This is a genomic window from Pantoea sp. X-Soil-ISGK-421, from assembly GCF_059730785.1.
Map to the genome: position 1 here is coordinate 722,884 of NZ_AP035979.1, position 17,013 is coordinate 739,896.

Annotated in this window: 12 protein-coding genes; 2 read left to right on the forward strand and 10 right to left on the reverse strand. The window is 55.8% G+C overall.

The annotated features are described in order from the left end of the window. Nucleotides 1–4 precede the first annotated feature (4 nt). The 4 genes from rsmA to lptD are packed head-to-tail and all read right to left on the reverse strand — an operon-like array spanning nucleotide 5 to nucleotide 5,535. Nucleotides 5–829, reverse strand: coding sequence for a 16S rRNA (adenine(1518)-N(6)/adenine(1519)-N(6))-dimethyltransferase RsmA (rsmA, locus tag AC6I8K_RS03250; protein ID WP_064737606.1), 825 nt, complete (start codon nucleotides 827–829; stop codon nucleotides 5–7). Then, nucleotides 822–1,814 (reverse strand): 4-hydroxythreonine-4-phosphate dehydrogenase PdxA, encoded by a 993-nt coding sequence (gene pdxA, locus AC6I8K_RS03255; RefSeq protein WP_064737605.1) that lies wholly within the window; start codon nucleotides 1,812–1,814, stop codon nucleotides 822–824. Before pdxA ends, rsmA begins: the two co-directional genes overlap by 8 nt. Further along, nucleotides 1,804–3,099 carry a peptidylprolyl isomerase SurA gene (gene surA / locus AC6I8K_RS03260; RefSeq protein ID WP_064737604.1) on the reverse strand — a complete coding sequence of 432 codons (1,296 nt, stop codon included), beginning with the start codon at nucleotides 3,097–3,099 and terminating at the stop codon, nucleotides 1,804–1,806. Before surA ends, pdxA begins: the two co-directional genes overlap by 11 nt. A 54-nt stretch (nucleotides 3,100–3,153) precedes the next feature. After that, the gene (lptD, locus tag AC6I8K_RS03265) at nucleotides 3,154–5,535 is read right to left on the reverse strand and encodes an LPS assembly protein LptD (RefSeq protein WP_497826225.1); all 2,382 of its coding nucleotides are present in this window, start codon (nucleotides 5,533–5,535) and stop codon (nucleotides 3,154–3,156) included. Between the two features lie 182 nt (nucleotides 5,536–5,717). Between lptD and djlA the strand changes: the two genes are divergently transcribed. Beyond that, nucleotides 5,718–6,527, forward strand: a complete 810-nt coding sequence (gene djlA / locus AC6I8K_RS03270) for a co-chaperone DjlA (protein WP_483816792.1) — start codon at nucleotides 5,718–5,720, stop codon at nucleotides 6,525–6,527. 189 nt (nucleotides 6,528–6,716) lie between these two features. Here djlA and rluA read toward each other — a convergent pair whose 3' ends face one another. From rluA to polB, 3 genes are all read right to left on the reverse strand, one after another. Beyond that, the gene (gene rluA / locus AC6I8K_RS03275; protein ID WP_497826226.1) at nucleotides 6,717–7,376 is read right to left on the reverse strand and encodes a bifunctional tRNA pseudouridine(32) synthase/23S rRNA pseudouridine(746) synthase RluA; all 660 of its coding nucleotides are present in this window, start codon (nucleotides 7,374–7,376) and stop codon (nucleotides 6,717–6,719) included. Nucleotides 7,377–7,395: 19 nt separating this feature from the next. Beyond that, a complete protein-coding gene (rapA, locus tag AC6I8K_RS03280) occupies nucleotides 7,396–10,302 on the reverse strand; it encodes an RNA polymerase-associated protein RapA (protein WP_497826227.1) in 2,907 nt (968 codons plus the stop codon). A gap of 152 nt (nucleotides 10,303–10,454) precedes the next feature. Beyond that, complete coding sequence (polB, locus tag AC6I8K_RS03285; protein WP_483816795.1) at nucleotides 10,455–12,815, reverse strand: DNA polymerase II; 2,361 nt, start codon at nucleotides 12,813–12,815, stop codon at nucleotides 10,455–10,457. A 165-nt stretch (nucleotides 12,816–12,980) separates the two neighbouring features. Between polB and AC6I8K_RS03290 the strand changes: the two genes are divergently transcribed. Continuing rightward, a complete protein-coding gene (locus AC6I8K_RS03290) occupies nucleotides 12,981–13,745 on the forward strand; it encodes a DedA family protein (protein WP_064737598.1) in 765 nt (254 codons plus the stop codon). Here the strand turns inward: AC6I8K_RS03290 and thiQ are convergent. Genes thiQ through thiB form a run of 3 tightly spaced genes read right to left on the reverse strand, consistent with a single transcriptional unit; the run spans nucleotide 13,742 to nucleotide 16,999 of the window. Further along, nucleotides 13,742–14,443: a thiamine ABC transporter ATP-binding protein ThiQ gene (thiQ, locus tag AC6I8K_RS03295; RefSeq protein ID WP_064737597.1), complete on the reverse strand. Its 702-nt coding sequence runs from the start codon at nucleotides 14,441–14,443 to the stop codon at nucleotides 13,742–13,744. The two genes, AC6I8K_RS03290 and thiQ, sit on opposite strands and share 4 nt — an antisense overlap. Then, a complete protein-coding gene (gene thiP, locus AC6I8K_RS03300; RefSeq protein WP_497826228.1) occupies nucleotides 14,427–16,013 on the reverse strand; it encodes a thiamine/thiamine pyrophosphate ABC transporter permease ThiP in 1,587 nt (528 codons plus the stop codon). The genes thiQ and thiP overlap by 17 nt, the downstream gene beginning before the upstream one ends. Then, nucleotides 16,013–16,999 carry a thiamine ABC transporter substrate binding subunit gene (gene thiB / locus AC6I8K_RS03305; RefSeq protein WP_497826229.1) on the reverse strand — a complete coding sequence of 329 codons (987 nt, stop codon included), beginning with the start codon at nucleotides 16,997–16,999 and terminating at the stop codon, nucleotides 16,013–16,015. The genes thiP and thiB overlap by 1 nt, the downstream gene beginning before the upstream one ends. Nucleotides 17,000–17,013: the final 14 nt, after the last annotated feature.

The window sequence follows — 17,013 nt, forward strand, 5'->3', positions numbered from 1 at the left end:
GCACTCAACTCTCCGGAGTTTCAGCCTGATGCTTGCTCAACCAGTTGGCCAGTTGGCAATACTGCGCCACAGAAACATTTTCTGCACGCAGCGAGGCATCGATTTCCAATTGATCCAGCGCACCAGCTGCAAACATATGAGCGAGGCTGTTGCGCAGCGTTTTACGACGTTTACCAAAGGCTTCAGTGGTAATACGGCTCAGCAGACGAATATCGCTGACCGGATACTGCGGCTGCATATACGGCACTAAACGCACCACGGCCGAATCCACTTTCGGTGCCGGTGTGAACGATTCTGGTGGCACTTCGAGCACAGGAATGACCTGGCAATAATACTGCGCCATCACGCTCAGACGACCATAAGCTTTGCTACCCGGACCCGCGACTAAGCGATTCACCACTTCTTTCTGCAGCATGAAGTGCATGTCTTTAATCGAGCCAGTATAGCTGAAAAGGTGGAACATCAGCGGCGTCGAGATATTGTACGGCAGGTTACCGAACACGCGTAGCGGCTGACCTTTTTCCTGCGCCAGCGCAGCGAAATCGAAGGTCATCGCATCCTGCTGGAAAATGGTCAGCTTTGGACCAAGGAACGGGTGCGTTTGCAGACGCGCGGCGAGGTCGCGGTCCAGCTCGACAACGGTCAGCTCATCCAGGCGTTCGCCTACCGGTTCGGTTAACGCACCCAAGCCAGGGCCGATTTCCACAATAGCTTCACCTTTTTGTGGGTGAATTGCGGAGACAATGCTGTCGATAATGTACTGATCGTTCAGGAAGTTTTGCCCGAAACGTTTACGGGCGTAATGCCCCTGATGGACGCGATTATTCATTACTGCTCTTGATCATAGTGATGGCGAGATTAAGCGCCGTGATAAAGCTGCCCGGTTCTGCCTGGCCCAGACCGGCTAATTCAAGCGCGGTGCCGTGGTCGACGGAAGTCCGGATAAAGGGCAGGCCAAGCGTAATGTTTACCGCGCGGCCAAACCCCTGAAATTTTAGCACCGGTAAGCCCTGGTCGTGATACATCGCCAGAACCGCATCGGCATGTTGCAGGTATTTCGGCTGGAACAGCGTATCGGCCGGCAGGGGGCCGGTGAGTTGCATGCCTTGCTGACGCAGCTCGTTGAGGGCCGGAATGATAATATCGATCTCTTCGCGGCCCATATGGCCGCTTTCGCCCGCATGCGGATTGAGGCCGCAGACGAAGATATGAGGATTCGATAAGCCAAACTTTTGCTGCAGGTCGCGATGCAAAATGGTGATCACTTCATGCAACGTGTCGCGAGTAATTGCGGCAGACACATCCTTTAGCGGCAGATGCGTGGTGGCTAATGCCACTCGCAATTCTTCCGTTGCCAGCATCATCACCACTAAATCGCCACCGGCGCGATCGGCAAAAAACTCGGTATGACCGGTAAACGGAATGCCCGCATCGTTGATCACGCCTTTGTGCACCGGACCGGTAATCAGCGCGGCGAATTCACCGTTCAGGCAACCATCACAGGCGCGCGCCAAGGTTTCCAGCACATAATGACTGTTCATCACGTTGAGTTCACCGGCGGTCACCGGCTGTGCGGTATCGACTTGCAGTAACGTGAGCGTGCCGGCCTGCTGCGGTTGTGCCGCGATGCCAGGCTGATAATCGCGCAGCGACAGCGGCAAACCCAGTAACGCAGCGCGACGGCGCAAAAGCTCGCCGTCGCCGCAGACCACCAGTTCAACCGGCCAGTTTTGCTGTGCCAGTTGAACGGTGAGGTCGGGACCAATCCCGGCAGGTTCGCCGGGCGTGATCACCACACGATAATTACTGACCATTGTTATCCAGAATTTTCACGTAAGCACTGGCGCGCTGTTCCTGCATCCAGGTTTGCGCTTCTTCCGCGAATTTACGGTTGAACAGCATACGGTAGGCGCGCTCTTTCTGCGCGGCATCGGTCTTATCAACCTGACGCGTATCCAGCAATTGGATCAAGTGCCAACCAAATGAGGAGTGAACGGGCTGGCTAACCTGACCTTTCTGCAATTTCAGCAAGGCATCGCGGAACGCCGGATCGTAAATCTCTGGGGCTGCCCAGCCGAGATCGCCGCCCTGATTGGCTGAACCTGGATCGTCTGAGAATTGTTTAGCTGCGGCAGCAAAGGTGGTTTTCCCGCTTTTAATGTCGGCAGCGATTTGTTCGATCCTGGCTTGCGCCTGAGCATCAGTGAGGATTGGGGACGGCTTCAGCAGAATGTGGCGCGCATGTACTTCCGTCACCGAAATATTTTTGCTTTCGCCGCGCAGGTCATTCACTTTCAGGATGTGGAAGCCCACACCAGAACGGATTGGCCCGACAATATCGCCTTTTTTCGCGGTGCTTAACGCTTGAGAGAACAGCGTAGGCAACTCTTCAATTTTGCCCCAACCCATATTGCCGCCTTTCAGTGCCTGCGGATCGGCAGAGTAAGTCACCGCCAGCTTGCCGAAGTCGGCTCCGCCTTTCAGCTGAGTAACCAATTGGCGCGCCAGTGTTTCCTGATCGTCAACCTGCTGTTGCGTCGGATTTTCTGACAACGGCAGCAGAATCTGGCTGATATTCAGTTCAGTACCTTGCTTATTCTGTGCACCAACCTGCGTGGCCAGCGTATCCACTTCCTGCGGCAGGATAGTGACGCGACGACGCACTTCATTGTTACGCACTTCTGAAATGAGCATCTCTTTGCGGATCTGCGCACGGTAATCGTTGTAGTTCATACCGTCGTAGGCCAGACGGCTACGCAGCTGGTCAAGGCTCATGCGGTTCTGTGCGGCAATGTTCTGGATAGCTTGATCCAGTTGCTGATCGTTGATTTGAACGCCCGCTTTTTCGCCCATCTGCAGAATGATGGCATCCATCACCTGGCGTTCAAGAATCTGATGACGCAAGGTTTTGTCATCAGGGAGTTGCTGGTTTGCCTGCTGCGCCTGTGATTTCACGGTGCGCATCATGTTATCAACGTCACTTTCCAGTACCACGCCGTTATTCACGACGGCGGCAACTTTATCAACCACTTGTGGGGCTGCGAACGCAGTGTTAGCGGTAATCGCTACACCAAGAATCAGCATTCTCCAGTTCTTCATACTTTATCCATTGTTGTTTCCGCACTGCGGGAGAGCCTGTCAAACATCACAACATCAGAAAGCGCGCTGGTAAGGGATAATGCCCTGACGCAGCATTTCATTGGTGCCTAAGCCATAATTGGAACTCAGACCACGCAGCTCAATGTTGAATGAGATTTGGTTGTCATACTTACTGTCGTTGTTTTCCCAACCGTTGATCTTGCGTTCGTAACCCAGACGAATGGCATAGCAGCACGAGCTGTACTGCAGGCCAACCAGCTGCTCAGCCGGACGGCTGTTGCGGGTATCGTAGTAATAACCGCCCACCAGTGACCAGGCATCAGCAATTGGCCAGCTGGCCGTGGCGCCGACCTGTGAAATCCCGTTTTTGTAGATCGGGTCAGTCACCAGGTTAGAGTTATTCAGCGCCTGCGCGACGTATTCGGGGCTGCTATAGCGATAGCTCAGCTGCACCATACGATCGGCGTCCTGGCGATACTCAACTACCGCATTACCCTGGGCGACGTTGTCGAGGCGCGTGTCATATTGCAGTCCGCCACGCGCGCCCCAGCGATCGCTGATTTTCCAGTAAGTGTCGCCGGCCCACACCAGGCTGCCGGTGTCATCTTCTTCGTTCGTCTGGTTTACGCCGGTACGAGACGGGGTAAACGAGTAGATTTGACCCACAGAAACGTTAAAACGTTCAACCAGATCGTTATCATAAATACGTGTGGTCACACCGCTTGCTACTTCGTTAGACGAAGCGATGCGATCCAGGCCGCTGTAAGTACGATCGCGGAACAGGCCGGTGTAATCACTTTGCAGCAGCGTGGAGTCGTACGGATAGATATTGCTCTGATTACGATACGGGACGTAAAGATACTGAACGCGTGGTTCCAGCGTTTGCGTGTAGCCCGGCTGCCAATCCATTGCACGATCAAAGACTAAGCGGCCATCAACTTTGAATTGCGGCAGGGTACGGTTTACTGAACTATCCAGTTGCCCGCTTGCACCTGCTACGTTTGGAATCTCTCCGTTGTTATAGGCATTGATATGTTCTTGCTGGTAATGGGTCGCCAGGAATTTTGCTTCGGTATCGAGGCTTGCCCAGCCATTTGAGAGCGGCAGATTCAGCGTTGGCTCAACGTGCAGACGTGTCGCTTCGGGCATGCGGCTGTTAACGTTAGTGAATTTAACGGCCTGTGCATATACGCGCCCATCAAATGGTCCGATGTCGTTCTGATAAAAGTTCAGATCGAGCTGAGGCTGAGCTCGGTATACGTTACTATTACTGGTGTTACCGAAGACCTGGAAGTCTTTGCTCGAAAGCGTAGCGTCCCAGTTTGTATCCGCATAGCCGAAGCTGAACTTCTGTGTAGCGTAACCATCAGTGGAACTGTAGTACTTCGACTCAAGATCGTTGAAATAATACGGATCGCTGACTTTGGTGTAGTCGGCGTTAAAGCGCCAATGCTGATCGTAAACGCCCGCATGACGCCAGTAGAACAGCCAGCGGTCATCATCTTTATCATCCCGAACGGATGGACGAGAGGCTTTGTCCTTGTTGTACTGGTCGTCAGACGCCAGATAATCCAGCTCCATTAAGCCCGCGCCAAACACCGTCAAATAACGGAATTCGTTCTGCAACTGCAGGCCGCGTTTTTCCATGTAGTGAGGTGTGATAGTGGCATCAGCTTGCGGCGCAATGTTCCAGTAATACGGCAGCATAAACTCGAAGCCGTTACTGCTGCCATATTTCGCGTTCGGGATCAGGAAACCGGAGCGGCGACGATCGCCAATCGGCAACTGAAGATAGGGGCTATAAAATACCGGCACATTGCCGAGCTTAAAGCGGGCGTTCCAGATTTCCGCAACTTCTTCTTCGCGATCCTGAATCACTTCGGAACCGACCACGCTCCAGCTGTTGGAACCCGGCAAGCAGGAAGTAAAGCTGCCGTTTTCCAGAATGGTGTAGCGATTATTACCGCGCAGTTTCATCTGATCGGCATCGCCGCGGCCCTGACGGCCAACCATCTGATAATCACCGTTCCACACGTTGGTGTCTTTGGTGTTCAGATTCGACCAGGCTTTCGGACCTTTGAGGATGACCTGATTATCGTCATAGTGCACATTACCCAGCGCATCCACGGTACGAACCGGCGTGGTTTGCCCATCCTGCTGACGTTGATGCAGCTGCACTTCGTCGGAACGCAGGCGGCTATTGCCCTGCTGCACATCGACGTTCCCGGTGAACACCGCGTCATCCGGATAATTGCCTTTGGCTGAATCAGAATGGATGGTGACCGGCAGCGAGTTGGTATCGCCATTAACCAGCGGGCGGTTGTAACTCGGCACGCCCAGCATGCACTGCGACATCAGATCGTCGGCGAGTGATGACTGGCTATAAAGCGCTGCACCAATCATGGTAGCCAGCAAGGTAGGTATACGTTTTTTCATACGCGGTTTCGATAATTCCATGAAAACTGGCATCATGCCGACAATCCGGTCAGAGACTAACTTACTGCCCGGCGTTGCGCCAGTGTTAATCCTTGTCTGCCCGCGTTGCCGTTAGGCGCTGAGATAAATGACAGGTATGATAATGCAATTTTCAGCCGCAAGCATGGCGAATTGAGGAGTTTATGCGCTACTGGGGAAAAGTAATTGGTCTGGCGCTCGGGATAGTTTCCGGGGCAGGCTTTTGGGGCATTGTACTGGGTCTGATCATTGGTCACATGTTTGACAAAGTGCGCAGCGTAAAAGGACAGGGCTATTTCGCCAACAACCAAGCGCGTCAAACGCTGTTTTTCAGTACGACATTCCAGGTGATGGGCCATTTGACCAAGTCAAAAGGGCGCGTCACCGAAGCGGATATCCAGATTGCCTCCTTATTTATGGATCGCATGCAGCTGCACGGCAATGCGCGTACCGCTGCGCAGCGTGCGTTTCGCGAAGGGAAGCAAAGCGACTATCCGCTGCGCAGTAAACTACGCGAATTGCGCAGTGCCTGCTTTGGTCGTTTCGATCTGATTCGGATGTTTCTGGAAATCCAAATTCAGGCCGCCTTCGCCGATGGTTCGCTGCATCCTAACGAACGCCAGGTACTGTATGTAATTGCCGAAGAGCTGGGCATTTCGCGGGCGCAGTTCGATCAGTTCTTGCGCATGATGGAGGGCGGTCAGCAGTTTGGCGGCGGCTCTTCACACGGTGGTGCGTATCAGCAGACGCAACGCGGTCCAACGCTGGAAGATGCCTGCAGCGTGCTGGGCGTAAAAAGCAGCGATGATGGCACCACCATCAAGCGCGCTTATCGCAAACTGATGAGCGAGCATCATCCAGACAAGCTGGTGGCGAAAGGATTACCGCCGGAGATGATGGAGATGGCGAAGCAGAAGGCGCAGGAGATTCAGGCCGCTTACGATTTGATTCGTAAGGAGAAAGGATTCAAATAAGCGTCATATAAGGTCGTCTTTGATGACGTAATGCTCGTCAGTTAAGCGTGAATCGGTCACCATGAATGGCGACCCTACGTTTACAGCGCTGGGTTTTCGTAGGGTGCGCATTCATGCGCACCTGCATAACCAGGCAATTACTAACTTAAGTGAGCGGCATTACGTTTTTGATGACGACCTTTTTTATGGCTATAAATCCGCTGGCTGCCTAAACGTCATGCTATTGCCAAACGCCGGATGCGTAATCGTCAGCGACTCGGCATGCAGCTGCAAACGCGGTGCCATCGCTAGCGCCTCTTCATGCGCATAAAAGCGGTCGCCAAGAATCGGATGCCCCAACGCCAGCAGATGCACGCGCAACTGGTGTGAACGGCCGGTAATCGGCTTAAGTTTTACGCGCGCGCTGTTCGTCGTTTCATACTCCAGCACCTGATACTCGGTTTGCGCCGCCTTGCCGTTCTCGAAACACACCATCTGCTTAGGCCGATTCGGCCAGTCGCAAATCAGCGGCAAATCGATCAAACCTTCCTCTGCCGCTGGATGTCCCCAAACGCGCGCCACATAGTACTTGGATGGCTCACGCTCACGGAACTGGCGCTTCAGCTCACGCTCAGCCGCTTTATTCAAGGCCACGATGATCACGCCGCTGGTTGCCATATCGAGACGGTGCACCGATTCCGCCTGCGGGAAATCACGCTGGATGCGCGTCATCACGCTATCCTTATGCTCCTCCAGACGGCCCGGCACCGACAGCAACCCGCTCGGTTTATTCACCACCATAATGTGCTCGTCCTGGTACAGAATATGCAGCCAAGGTTCGAGCGGCGGATTGTAGGCTTCCATTAGCATGACATCGTGGTCCTGAACATTATTGGTGTGTGACCACGATCAGGCGCAGTGCATCCAGACGCCAGCCCGCATCGCCCAGGCTTTCCAATACTTGTGTGCGATTGCTTTCCAGCGCTTCAACCTCATCATCACGGATGTTAGGGTTAACGGCGCGCAGCGCTTCGAGACGTGACAGTTCAGCACCGAGTTTCTCTTCGGCTTCCACTTTCGCCGCCGCAATAATCGCATGCGCTTCCGGTACGATGACTTTCTCCGCCTGGGTCAGAATCTCATGCACATCTTGCTGCACGGCATTCACCAGCTTGCTGCCGGTATGGCGATTCACCGCATTCAACTGACGGTTGAAGCTTTCAAACTCGACCTTGCCCGCCAGATTATTGCCGGCACGATCCATCAGCAAACGCACTGGCGTTGGCGGCAGGAAGCGAGTGAGCTGCAGGCTTTTCGGCGCTTGCGCTTCAACCACATAGATCATCTCGACCAGCAGCGTACCCACCGGCAGCGCTTTGTTCTTCAGCAGCGACAGCGCACAGCTGCCGGTATCACCCGTAAGAATCAGGTCGAGTCCGTTGAGGATCAGCGGATGTTCCCAGGTAATAAACTGGGTATCTTCGCGCGACAGCGCCTGGTTGCGGTTAAAGGTCACGGTGCAACCCTCTTCCGGCAGGCCCGGGAAATCCGGCACCAGCATGTGATCGGATGGTGTCAGCACAATCAGGCTATCGCTGCGGTCTTCCTGATTAATACCGACGATATCGAACAGATTCAGCGCAAAGTTAACCAGATCGGTATCGTTATCCTGCTCACCGATGGCATTCGCCAGCGCCTGTGCCGCTTCACCGCCATTGGAATTAAGTTCCAGCAAGCGATCGCGGCCCTGTTCCAGCTGTGACTTCAGCGCATCATGCTGCTTGCGGCTTTCCGTGATGAATTCATCCAGCCCCTGCGGATTTTCCGGCGCAGCGAGGTATTCAATCAGCTGATTGTACTCTTTGTCATAAATGGCGCGGCCGGTTGGGCAAGTATGCTCAAACGCATCCAGCCCTTCGTGATACCAGCGCAGTAGCACCGCCTGCGCGGTTTTTTCCAGCCACGGCACCAGAATCTGGATGTCATGCATCTGGCCGATACGATCGAGACGACCGATACGTTGCTCCAGCAGATCCGGGTTGAACGGCAGATCGAACATCACCAAACGGCTGGCGAACTGGAAGTTACGGCCTTCAGAACCGATTTCCGAGCACAGCAACACCTGTGCGCCATCCTCTTCGGAGGCGAAGAAAGCCGCAGCGCGGTCGCGTTCGATAATCGATAAACCTTCGTGGAACACGGCGGCGCGAATGCCTTCGCGTTCACGCAGGACTTGCTCCAACTGCAGCGCGGTGGCCGCTTTGGCGCAGATCACTAACACTTTCTCTTTGCGGTTACTGGTGAGGTAACCCATCAGCCATTCAACGCGCGGATCGAAGTTCCACCATGTGCCGCTATCGCCTTCAAACTCTTGATAAATCTGCTCCGGATACAGCATGTCACGCGCGCGCTCTTCTGCGCTTTTGCGCGTGCCCATGATGCCGGAGACTTTAATGGCGGTTTGATACTGCGCGGGCAGTGGCAAACGAATCTGATGCAACTCGCGTTTAGGGAAGCCTTTTACGCCGTTACGCGTGTTACGGAACAGCACGCGGCTGGTGCCGTGGCGATCCATCAGCATTGAGACCAGCTCTTTACGCGCGTCTTCTTTGCCGTCGCGATCGCTGTTAGCCACTTGCAGTAGCGGCTCAATATCTTGTTCGCCGATCAGATCGTTAATCAGGTTCATTTCATCTTTGCTGATGGCGTGATCGGCTAGCAGCGAACTCACCGCATCGGCCACCGGACGATAATGTTGCTGTTCTTCAACAAACTGGCCGAAATCGTGGAAACGATTGGGATCGAGCAGGCGCAGACGCGCAAAGTGGCTCTCTAATCCCAGCTGCTCTGGTGTTGCCGTCAGCAGCAATACGCCCGCGGTTTTTTCTGCCAGCTGCTCGATAACCTGATATTCGCGGCTCGGTGCGTCTTCGCTCCATGCCAGATGGTGCGCTTCATCGACTACCAACAGATCCCAATCGGCATCCGCCAACAGCTCAAGACGCTGCTTGTTTCGGCGCACAAAATCGAGCGAGCAGATTATCAGCTGCTCGGTTTCAAACGCGTTATCACTGTCGTGCTGCGCCTCGGTGTAGCGATCGTCATCAAACAGCGCAAAGCGCAGGTTGAAGCGACGCAGCATTTCCACCAGCCACTGATGTTGTAGCGTTTCCGGCACCACAATCAGCACGCGTTCGGCGCGACCGGCCAGCAGCTGTTGCTGGATGATCATCCCGGCTTCAATGGTTTTACCCAGGCCCACTTCGTCCGCCAGCAGCACGCGCGGCGCATGGCGACGGCCAACATCGTGCGCGATGTGCAGCTGATGCGGGATCAGATTGGTGCGCATACCGCGCAGGCCGCTGATCGGCAAACGATATTGCTCACTATGATATTTACGCGCACGAAAACGCAGCGCAAAGCGATCCATGCGGTCGAGCTGGCCGGCGAACAAGCGATCCTGTGGCTTGCTGAACACCAATTTGCTGTCCAGCATCACTTCACGCATCACCACATCGTTTTCTTCGGTATCGAGACGCGTGCCGATGTAAGTCATTAACTCGTTTTCGTTGCGGACTTCATCGACGCACATCTGCCAGCCTTCATGGCTGGTGATGGTGTCACCCGGATTGAAAATCACACGAGTAACCGGAGCATCATTTCGAGCATACAGGCGGTTTTCGCCGGTTGCCGGAAAAAGCATGGTGATCATACGCGTATCAATCGCGACAACCGTGCCCAGTCCCAGTTCACTTTCCGTATCACTAATCCAGCGCTGACCCAGTGTAAAAACCATATATTTTTTGCTCGACTCTCTTACATGCCATAAAGAAGTTCACCTGCACTCAGGCAATACCCAACCGCCAAACGGGTGTTTGGTCAGATTGTGTGTGCGGTGAGAATCAGGAAGGGCGCTATGGTACTGGATGGCAAGGCATTCGTCACCTGTCAAAAAAGCCCCAACTGCCCAGTAATCAGTGTAGCAAAGTCATCACCGACAAACGGTAAAATACCGTCAGCCACCGGTTGTAGCTGTTTGGTGACGTAGTGATCGTAGTCGAGAGGCGTGTTACGCGCCTCCAGGGGTTCCGGTCCTGCCGTCGCCATCACATAGCGAATCGAGCCGCCGTTTTGATATTGCAACGGCCGCTGTAACTTACGGTTGTGCTCATCGGCGAGACGCGCGGCACGCACGTGTGGCGGCACATTGCGCTCGTAATCTTTCAGTGCGCGACGCAGCCGCTTTTTATACACCAGACGATCGTCGAGCTCGCCTGCCAGCAATTGCGCCACTGTTTCGCGGATGTAATCCTGCCACGGTTCGCCACGAAAAATGCGGCCATACAGGTTCTGCTGGAACTGTTGCGCCAGCGGCGTCCAGTCGGTGCGTACGGATTCGAGGCCTTTAAACACCAGCCGCTCGCCACTGTCGCTGCGGATCAGGCCGGCGTAACGCTTTTTGCTGCCCTGTTCGGCGCCGCGAATGGTCGGCATCAGAAAGCGGCTGAAGTGGGTTTCATACTCAAGCTCCAGCGCGCTCTTCAGCCCATACGTGGATTGCAGATGCTGCTGCCACCAGCCATTAACACGTTCGGCGAGGTGACGACCCATTGCCGCCGCCTCCGCTTCACTGCGCGCGCCTTTCAGCCAGACGAAGGTAGAATCGGTATCGCCGTAAATCACATCAAAGCCTTCGGCTTCAATCAATTCGCGCGTTTGCTGCATGATGGCGTGGCCGCGCAGGGTAATGGATGACGCCAGGCGCGGATCGAAGAAACGACAAGCGCTGGTCCCGAGCACGCCGTAAAAAGCATTCATGATGATTTTCAGCGCCTGTGACAGCGGTTTATTGTTGTCGCGCTTAGCGGCTTCGCGACCTTGCCAGATCTGCTCGACAATCGCGGGTAAACAGTGCGTGTCGCGGGAAAAACGCGCGTTGCGGAAGCCGGGGACCGAATCAACATCATCCGGATGCGCCAGGCCTTCCACCAGACCGACCGGATCGATGAGAAAGGTACGAATAATCGAGGGATACAGACTTTTATAATCCAGTACCAGCACCGAGTCATACAGGCCGGGACGCGAATCCATCACGTAGCCGCCAGGGCTGGCTTCCGGCGCCACTTCGCCGAGATTAGGCGCCACGAAACCGGCGCGGTGCATGCGCGGAATATAGAGATGCCCAAACGCCGCCACCGAACCGCCGTGACGATCCACCGCTAAACCGTTCACCGTGGCGCGTTCCAGCAAGAACGGCATGATGGCGGTGTGCTGGAAAATGCGCGTCACCAGCTCGCAATCCTTGAGATTGTATTTCGCCAGCGCCGGTTTATCGTTGGCGAAGCGCCAGTTAATCTCCTCCATGCGCTGCCACGGATTATCAATGGCTTTGCCTTCACCCAGCAGCTGGCGCGATACCGCTTCAAGGCTGAAAGAGGGAAAATCCCAGAAGGCGGATTTGAGCGCGTCGATGCCATCGATAATCAAGCGGCCCGTCGCCTGCGCGAAGAACACGCCGGGTTTAAAACCGTGCTCGCGCCACTCCAGCGCGTGCTTCTGGCGGCCTAAGCGCAGCGGAATGCCGTAACGGTCGGCATGCTTTTGCAATACACGCAGATCGAACTGCACCACGTTCCAGCCGATAATCACGTCCGGTTCATGCCGCTCAAACCAGGCATTGAGCTGCTCCAGCAGCTGTGGGCGGCTATCCACATAAATCAGCTCAAAATCAAGCGTGCTGGCATCGCCGTTGGGCGGACCGAGCATGTAAACCTGGCGCTGGCCGCAGCCTTCCAGCCCGATGCAGTAGAGCTCGCCATGCTGGGTGGTTTCGATATCCAGCGACACCCATTTCAACTGCGGACGGTAATCAGGATGCGGTTTTAGGCGTGCGTTGACCACGCTGTCACCGCGCATTTCACCGCTAAACCACACTGGCGCGGTGATAAAGCGCTCCATCAGGTAGCGTTCGGGTGGGCGAATATCGGCTTCGTAGACGGAAATGCCGTTCTCGCGCAGGCGCTTTTCCAGGTTTTGCAGTTGGCGATTGCTGCGGCAATAGAGGCCAAACACCGGACGTCGGCGAAAATCCTTCAGCTCCAGCGCTTGCAGGCGCGTGTGGCGCTCACCGTGGATGAGCGCCTCGGTTTGCGCACGAAACTCCTCGGGAACAAACGCCACCGATTCCTGCGCAGGCAGCACCAGCCGCTGCGGGCCGTTGTCGGTTGCCAGCCACAGCACCACTTCGCTGCCGGTCGGCGTATCTCGCCAATGTCGGGTAAGCAGAAAACCTGCGCGCGGATCGGTCACGGTAACTCCAGAGAATGAATTGCATTCAGTATAACATGGATGTTTATACAGTGTCTCAGCAGGCGAGATTGCCACCACTTTGTCAACATCGTTCTACAATTCTTGCCTTGACGCCTGTAGGTATGCTCTGGACAATCCAGCCTCTATATTCCGCAGAGGATATTTATGGAAGCCTGGATTCAACACCTGTTTTCGCAATCGCTGGAGTACGCGCTGATCGCCGTGGCGCTGGTGACCTTCCTTGAGTCGCTGGCCTTCGTGGGATTGCTGTTGCCGGGCACGGTATTAATGGCCAGCCTTGGGGCGCTGGTTGGTAGTGGACAAATTGGTCTTTATCCCGCGTGGGCGGCCGGATTCGTGGGTTGTTTAATCGGCGATTGGGTCTCTTACGGCATCGGCTGGAAGTTTCAGGGGCCGCTGCATCGCTGGAAATATCTGAAAAAGTACCAGGGTTTGCTGGATAAAACCGAGCATGCACTGCACCAGCACAGCATGTTCACCATTCTGGTCGGCCGTTTTGTTGGGCCAACGCGTCCGCTGATTCCGTTAGCGGCAGGTATGCTGGAACTGCCGGTGCGCAAGTTCTTGCCGCCCAATTTGATCGGCTGCATTCTCTGGCCGCCAGCGTATTTGATGCCGGGCATTTTGGCGGGCGTGGCGATTGATGTGCCGCAGGCGGCACAGGGCGGCAACTTTAAATGGTTACTGCTGCTGGTGGCGCTGCTGCTGTGGCTCGGTGGCTGGTTACTGTGGCGCTGGTGGCGCAGCGGGAAAACCGTTGATTGGGCAACGAAATATCTGCCGACCGCGCGCCTGCGCTGGCTGGCACCGTTAATGGCGACGATCGGTCTGGGCGCGTTTATCGCCATCCAGTTCCATCCGATGATGCCGATCTTCCGCCAGCTGTTAGGGAAAGTGTTCTTCGCTTAACGACGTTGCACGCCAAGGATGGCGGCTGCTTCACTTTCGCCCCGCACTAAACTCTCCGTGCTGCCATCCCAGTAAATGCGCCCATCAACGATCACCAAACTGCGCGCCGCAATCTGTTGCGCATCTTCCAGGCTATGCGACACCATCAACAAGGTGATGTTGCGGCTTTCGCACACCGAACGCACCAACTGGAGCATCTCACCACGCAGCGCCGGATCGAGCGCGGAAAAGGGCTCATCCAGCAGTAAAATCGGCTGATTGCGCAACAGGCAACGCGCCAACGCCACGCGCTGACGCTGACCGCCGGAGAGCTGACCCGGCAAACGCGCTAGCATCGGCTGCAGGCCGGTTTGTTCTGCGATGTCGGCCAGCTGCTGCTGCTGATCGCGCGTCAGTTTCAGGCCCGGATGTAAACCCAACGCCATGTTTTGCTGCACCGTCAGATGCGGAAAAAGATTGTTCTCCTGAAACAGCATCGACACCGGCCGCGCTGATGGCACGCTGTGCGTATGATCAACGCCGTTCATCACCAGCGCGCCTTGATTGATCGGCAAAAAGCCGCCAATCAGGCTCAGCAAGGTGCTTTTGCCTGCGCCGCTCGGGCCGAGGATCGCCAGACGTTCACCCGCCTGCGCCGTAAAACTGAAGCGCATCGGCAGATGCTGATAAAGGTAAGTGAGGTTATTCAGTGTCAGCATGGCGGCCCGGTAATTTTTCCATCAGTGTAAAGAGGAGCAAGCAGAGTAACAGTAGCAGCAGCGCGGTGACGGCACCGTCCGCGCCGCGATAGGCGCCAATCTGCTGGAACAGATAGAAGGGCAGCGTGCGAAAATCGGCGCTGCCAAACAGCGCGACAACGCCGAAATCACCGATCGACAATACGCAGGCAAACGCCAGCGCTTGAGCAAGTGGGCGTTTCAGCGCGCGCAATTCAATCAGTCGCAAGCGGTTGAAACCCGCGATGCCGAGTGAGGAACACAGCTGGCTGTATCGGGCGCTGATATCACGCATCGGATTCTCCAGCACTTTCATGGCGTAGGGAATGGCGATCAATGCGTTGGTGAAGATCACCAAGCCATCGGCGCGCTGTGGCAGCCCGATGGTGGCGTTGAACAGCAGGAAGAAACCGCTCGCTAGCACGATGCCCGGCATCGCCAGAATCAGCATGCCGCTCATTTCCATCGCCTGCGCGGCGATCATATTCTGCCGCTGACGCAGTTCGCGACTGCTCCAGAGCAGCATCATGGTCAGCACCACACAGAGCACCCCGGCACCCACGGCGATACGCAGCGAGGTAAAGGTGGCTTGCCAGAGCGCCGCTTGTTGTAGCGCACCGGCGACGCCGCCGCGCAAACCATCCACCACCACCGCTGCCAGCGGTGGTAACAGCAGCAGCAGCGCCAGGCCAATCAATACCGTATCGGCAACGCGCGCATGCCATGAATCCTGCGGATCGCGCCAGCCACGAATGCTTTGGCTTCCGGCGGGAATGGCTTTGCTAAAGCGCTGGCTCAGCAATACCAGTAGCAAGCAGCAGCCGAGCTGTAACATTGCCAGCAGCGCCGCGCGACCCGGATCGTAATCGAAATTCAGCGCCTGATAGATCGCCAGCTCCAGCGTGGTGGCCTGCGGACCGCCGCCCAACGCCAGCACCGTGGCGAAGCTGGCGAAACAGAGCATAAAGATCAGCGCCGCTGTGGGCAAAATCTGACGGCGTAGCCACGGCCACTCCAGCAAATGAAATAGATTCCAGCCGCGCAGGCCAAGTTGGGCGGCGACTTGCCGCTGCTCGCCGGGAATGCTCTCCAGCGCTTGCAACAGCAGGCGCGTCGCCAGCGGCAGGTTAAAGAAGACGTGCGCCAGCAGAATGCCCTGCAGGCCGTACGGCGAAAAGTGGTAGTCAAAGCCGAGGGCCGCGCACAGTTGCGCCAGCCAGCCGCTGCGACCGTAAACGCTAAGCAAGCCAAACACCGCCACCAGCACCGGTAGCACCAGCGTCATGGCGCACAGGCGCAGCAACAGATTGCGGCCAGGGAAACGGCGACGATAGAGCGCGCGTGCCAGCAGAATCGCGGGCAGCACCGACAGCAGCGCTGAGAGCAACGCCTGCTCAAACGAGAACAGCAGCACATGATGCAGATAGCTGTCGTCGAGCAGCGCGCGCCAGTCGGTGGCCGGTGCAACCATCACCAAGGCGCCAAACGCCAGCAGCGCTACCGCGCACAGCAATAGCGCGGTGAGCGAACCGGGAATTAACCAACCTGGCATTAGCGGCTAACGGCGCGTTGCCATGCGCTGATCCATGCGGCGCGATGGTCGGCCACGTCGGCTGGCGTGAATTGCAACGCTTTAGCGGGCACCTGTAGCGCTTGATAACCGGCAGGAAGATCGCTTTTGATGACGGGATACATCCAGTTGCCGGTGGGAATGGTCTGCTGGAAGGCAGGAGAAACCATAAACTGCATGAACTGCTGCGCCAGCTTGGGCTGTTTACTGCTGGCGAGTTGTGCGGCAACTTCCACCTGCAAATAGTGGCCTTCGCTGAATTCGGCCGCGGCGTAGTTCTCTTTCTTCTCTTCGATGATGTGATAAGCCGGAGACGTGGTGTAACTCAATACCAGATCGCCTTCGCCTTTCAGGAACAGACCGTAAGCTTCGCTCCAGCCTTTGGTAACGGTAACGGTTTTTTGTGCCAGCTTCTGCCATGCGTCAGGCGCGTTTTCGCCATAGACTTTCTGCATCCACAGCAACAGGCCAAGGCCCGGCGTGCTGGTACGTGGATCTTCATAGATCACGCGCCATTTTTCCGGGCTTTCGACCAGTTCTTTTAGGCTTTTGGGCGGATTCTTCAGCTTGTTTTTATCGTAGACGAAGGCAAAGTAGCCATAGTCGAACGGGATGAAGGTGTCGTTATGCCAGCCATCCGGCAGCTGCAAAGCGTGTGTATCGACGCTGCTTTTAGCAAACAGGCCGGTTTTCTCTGCCGCCTGCACCAGATTGTTATCCAGTCCCAGCACCACATCGGCTTTGCTGTTTTTGCCTTCCATTCGCACGCGATTGAGCAGTGACACGCCATCTTCCAGCGCCACGTACTTCAGCTCGCAGTCGCACTGCGCTTCGAAGGCTTTTTTCACCGCCGGGCCGGGACCCCAATCGGCAGAGAATGAATCGTAGGTGTAAACGGTCAGAATCGGTTTGGCTGCGAAAGCCGGTACAGCAACCAGCAGCAACACAGGCAGAACTTTGTTTAACACTTTGCGCTCCTTGA

Coding starts and splice junctions, on each gene's coding strand:
- rsmA (WP_064737606.1), bottom strand. CDS start 829: ATGAATAATCGCGTCCATCAGGGGCATTACGCCCGTAAACGTTTCGGG.
- pdxA (WP_064737605.1), bottom strand. CDS start 1,814: ATGGTCAGTAATTATCGTGTGGTGATCACGCCCGGCGAACCTGCCGGG.
- surA (WP_064737604.1), bottom strand. CDS start 3,099: ATGAAGAACTGGAGAATGCTGATTCTTGGTGTAGCGATTACCGCTAAC.
- lptD (WP_497826225.1), bottom strand. CDS start 5,535: ATGAAAAAACGTATACCTACCTTGCTGGCTACCATGATTGGTGCAGCG.
- djlA (WP_483816792.1), top strand. CDS start 5,718: ATGCGCTACTGGGGAAAAGTAATTGGTCTGGCGCTCGGGATAGTTTCC.
- rluA (WP_497826226.1), bottom strand. CDS start 7,376: ATGCTAATGGAAGCCTACAATCCGCCGCTCGAACCTTGGCTGCATATT.
- rapA (WP_497826227.1), bottom strand. CDS start 10,302: ATGGTTTTTACACTGGGTCAGCGCTGGATTAGTGATACGGAAAGTGAA.
- AC6I8K_RS03290 (WP_064737598.1), top strand. CDS start 12,981: ATGGAAGCCTGGATTCAACACCTGTTTTCGCAATCGCTGGAGTACGCG.
- thiQ (WP_064737597.1), bottom strand. CDS start 14,443: ATGCTGACACTGAATAACCTCACTTACCTTTATCAGCATCTGCCGATG.
- thiP (WP_497826228.1), bottom strand. CDS start 16,013: ATGCCAGGTTGGTTAATTCCCGGTTCGCTCACCGCGCTATTGCTGTGC.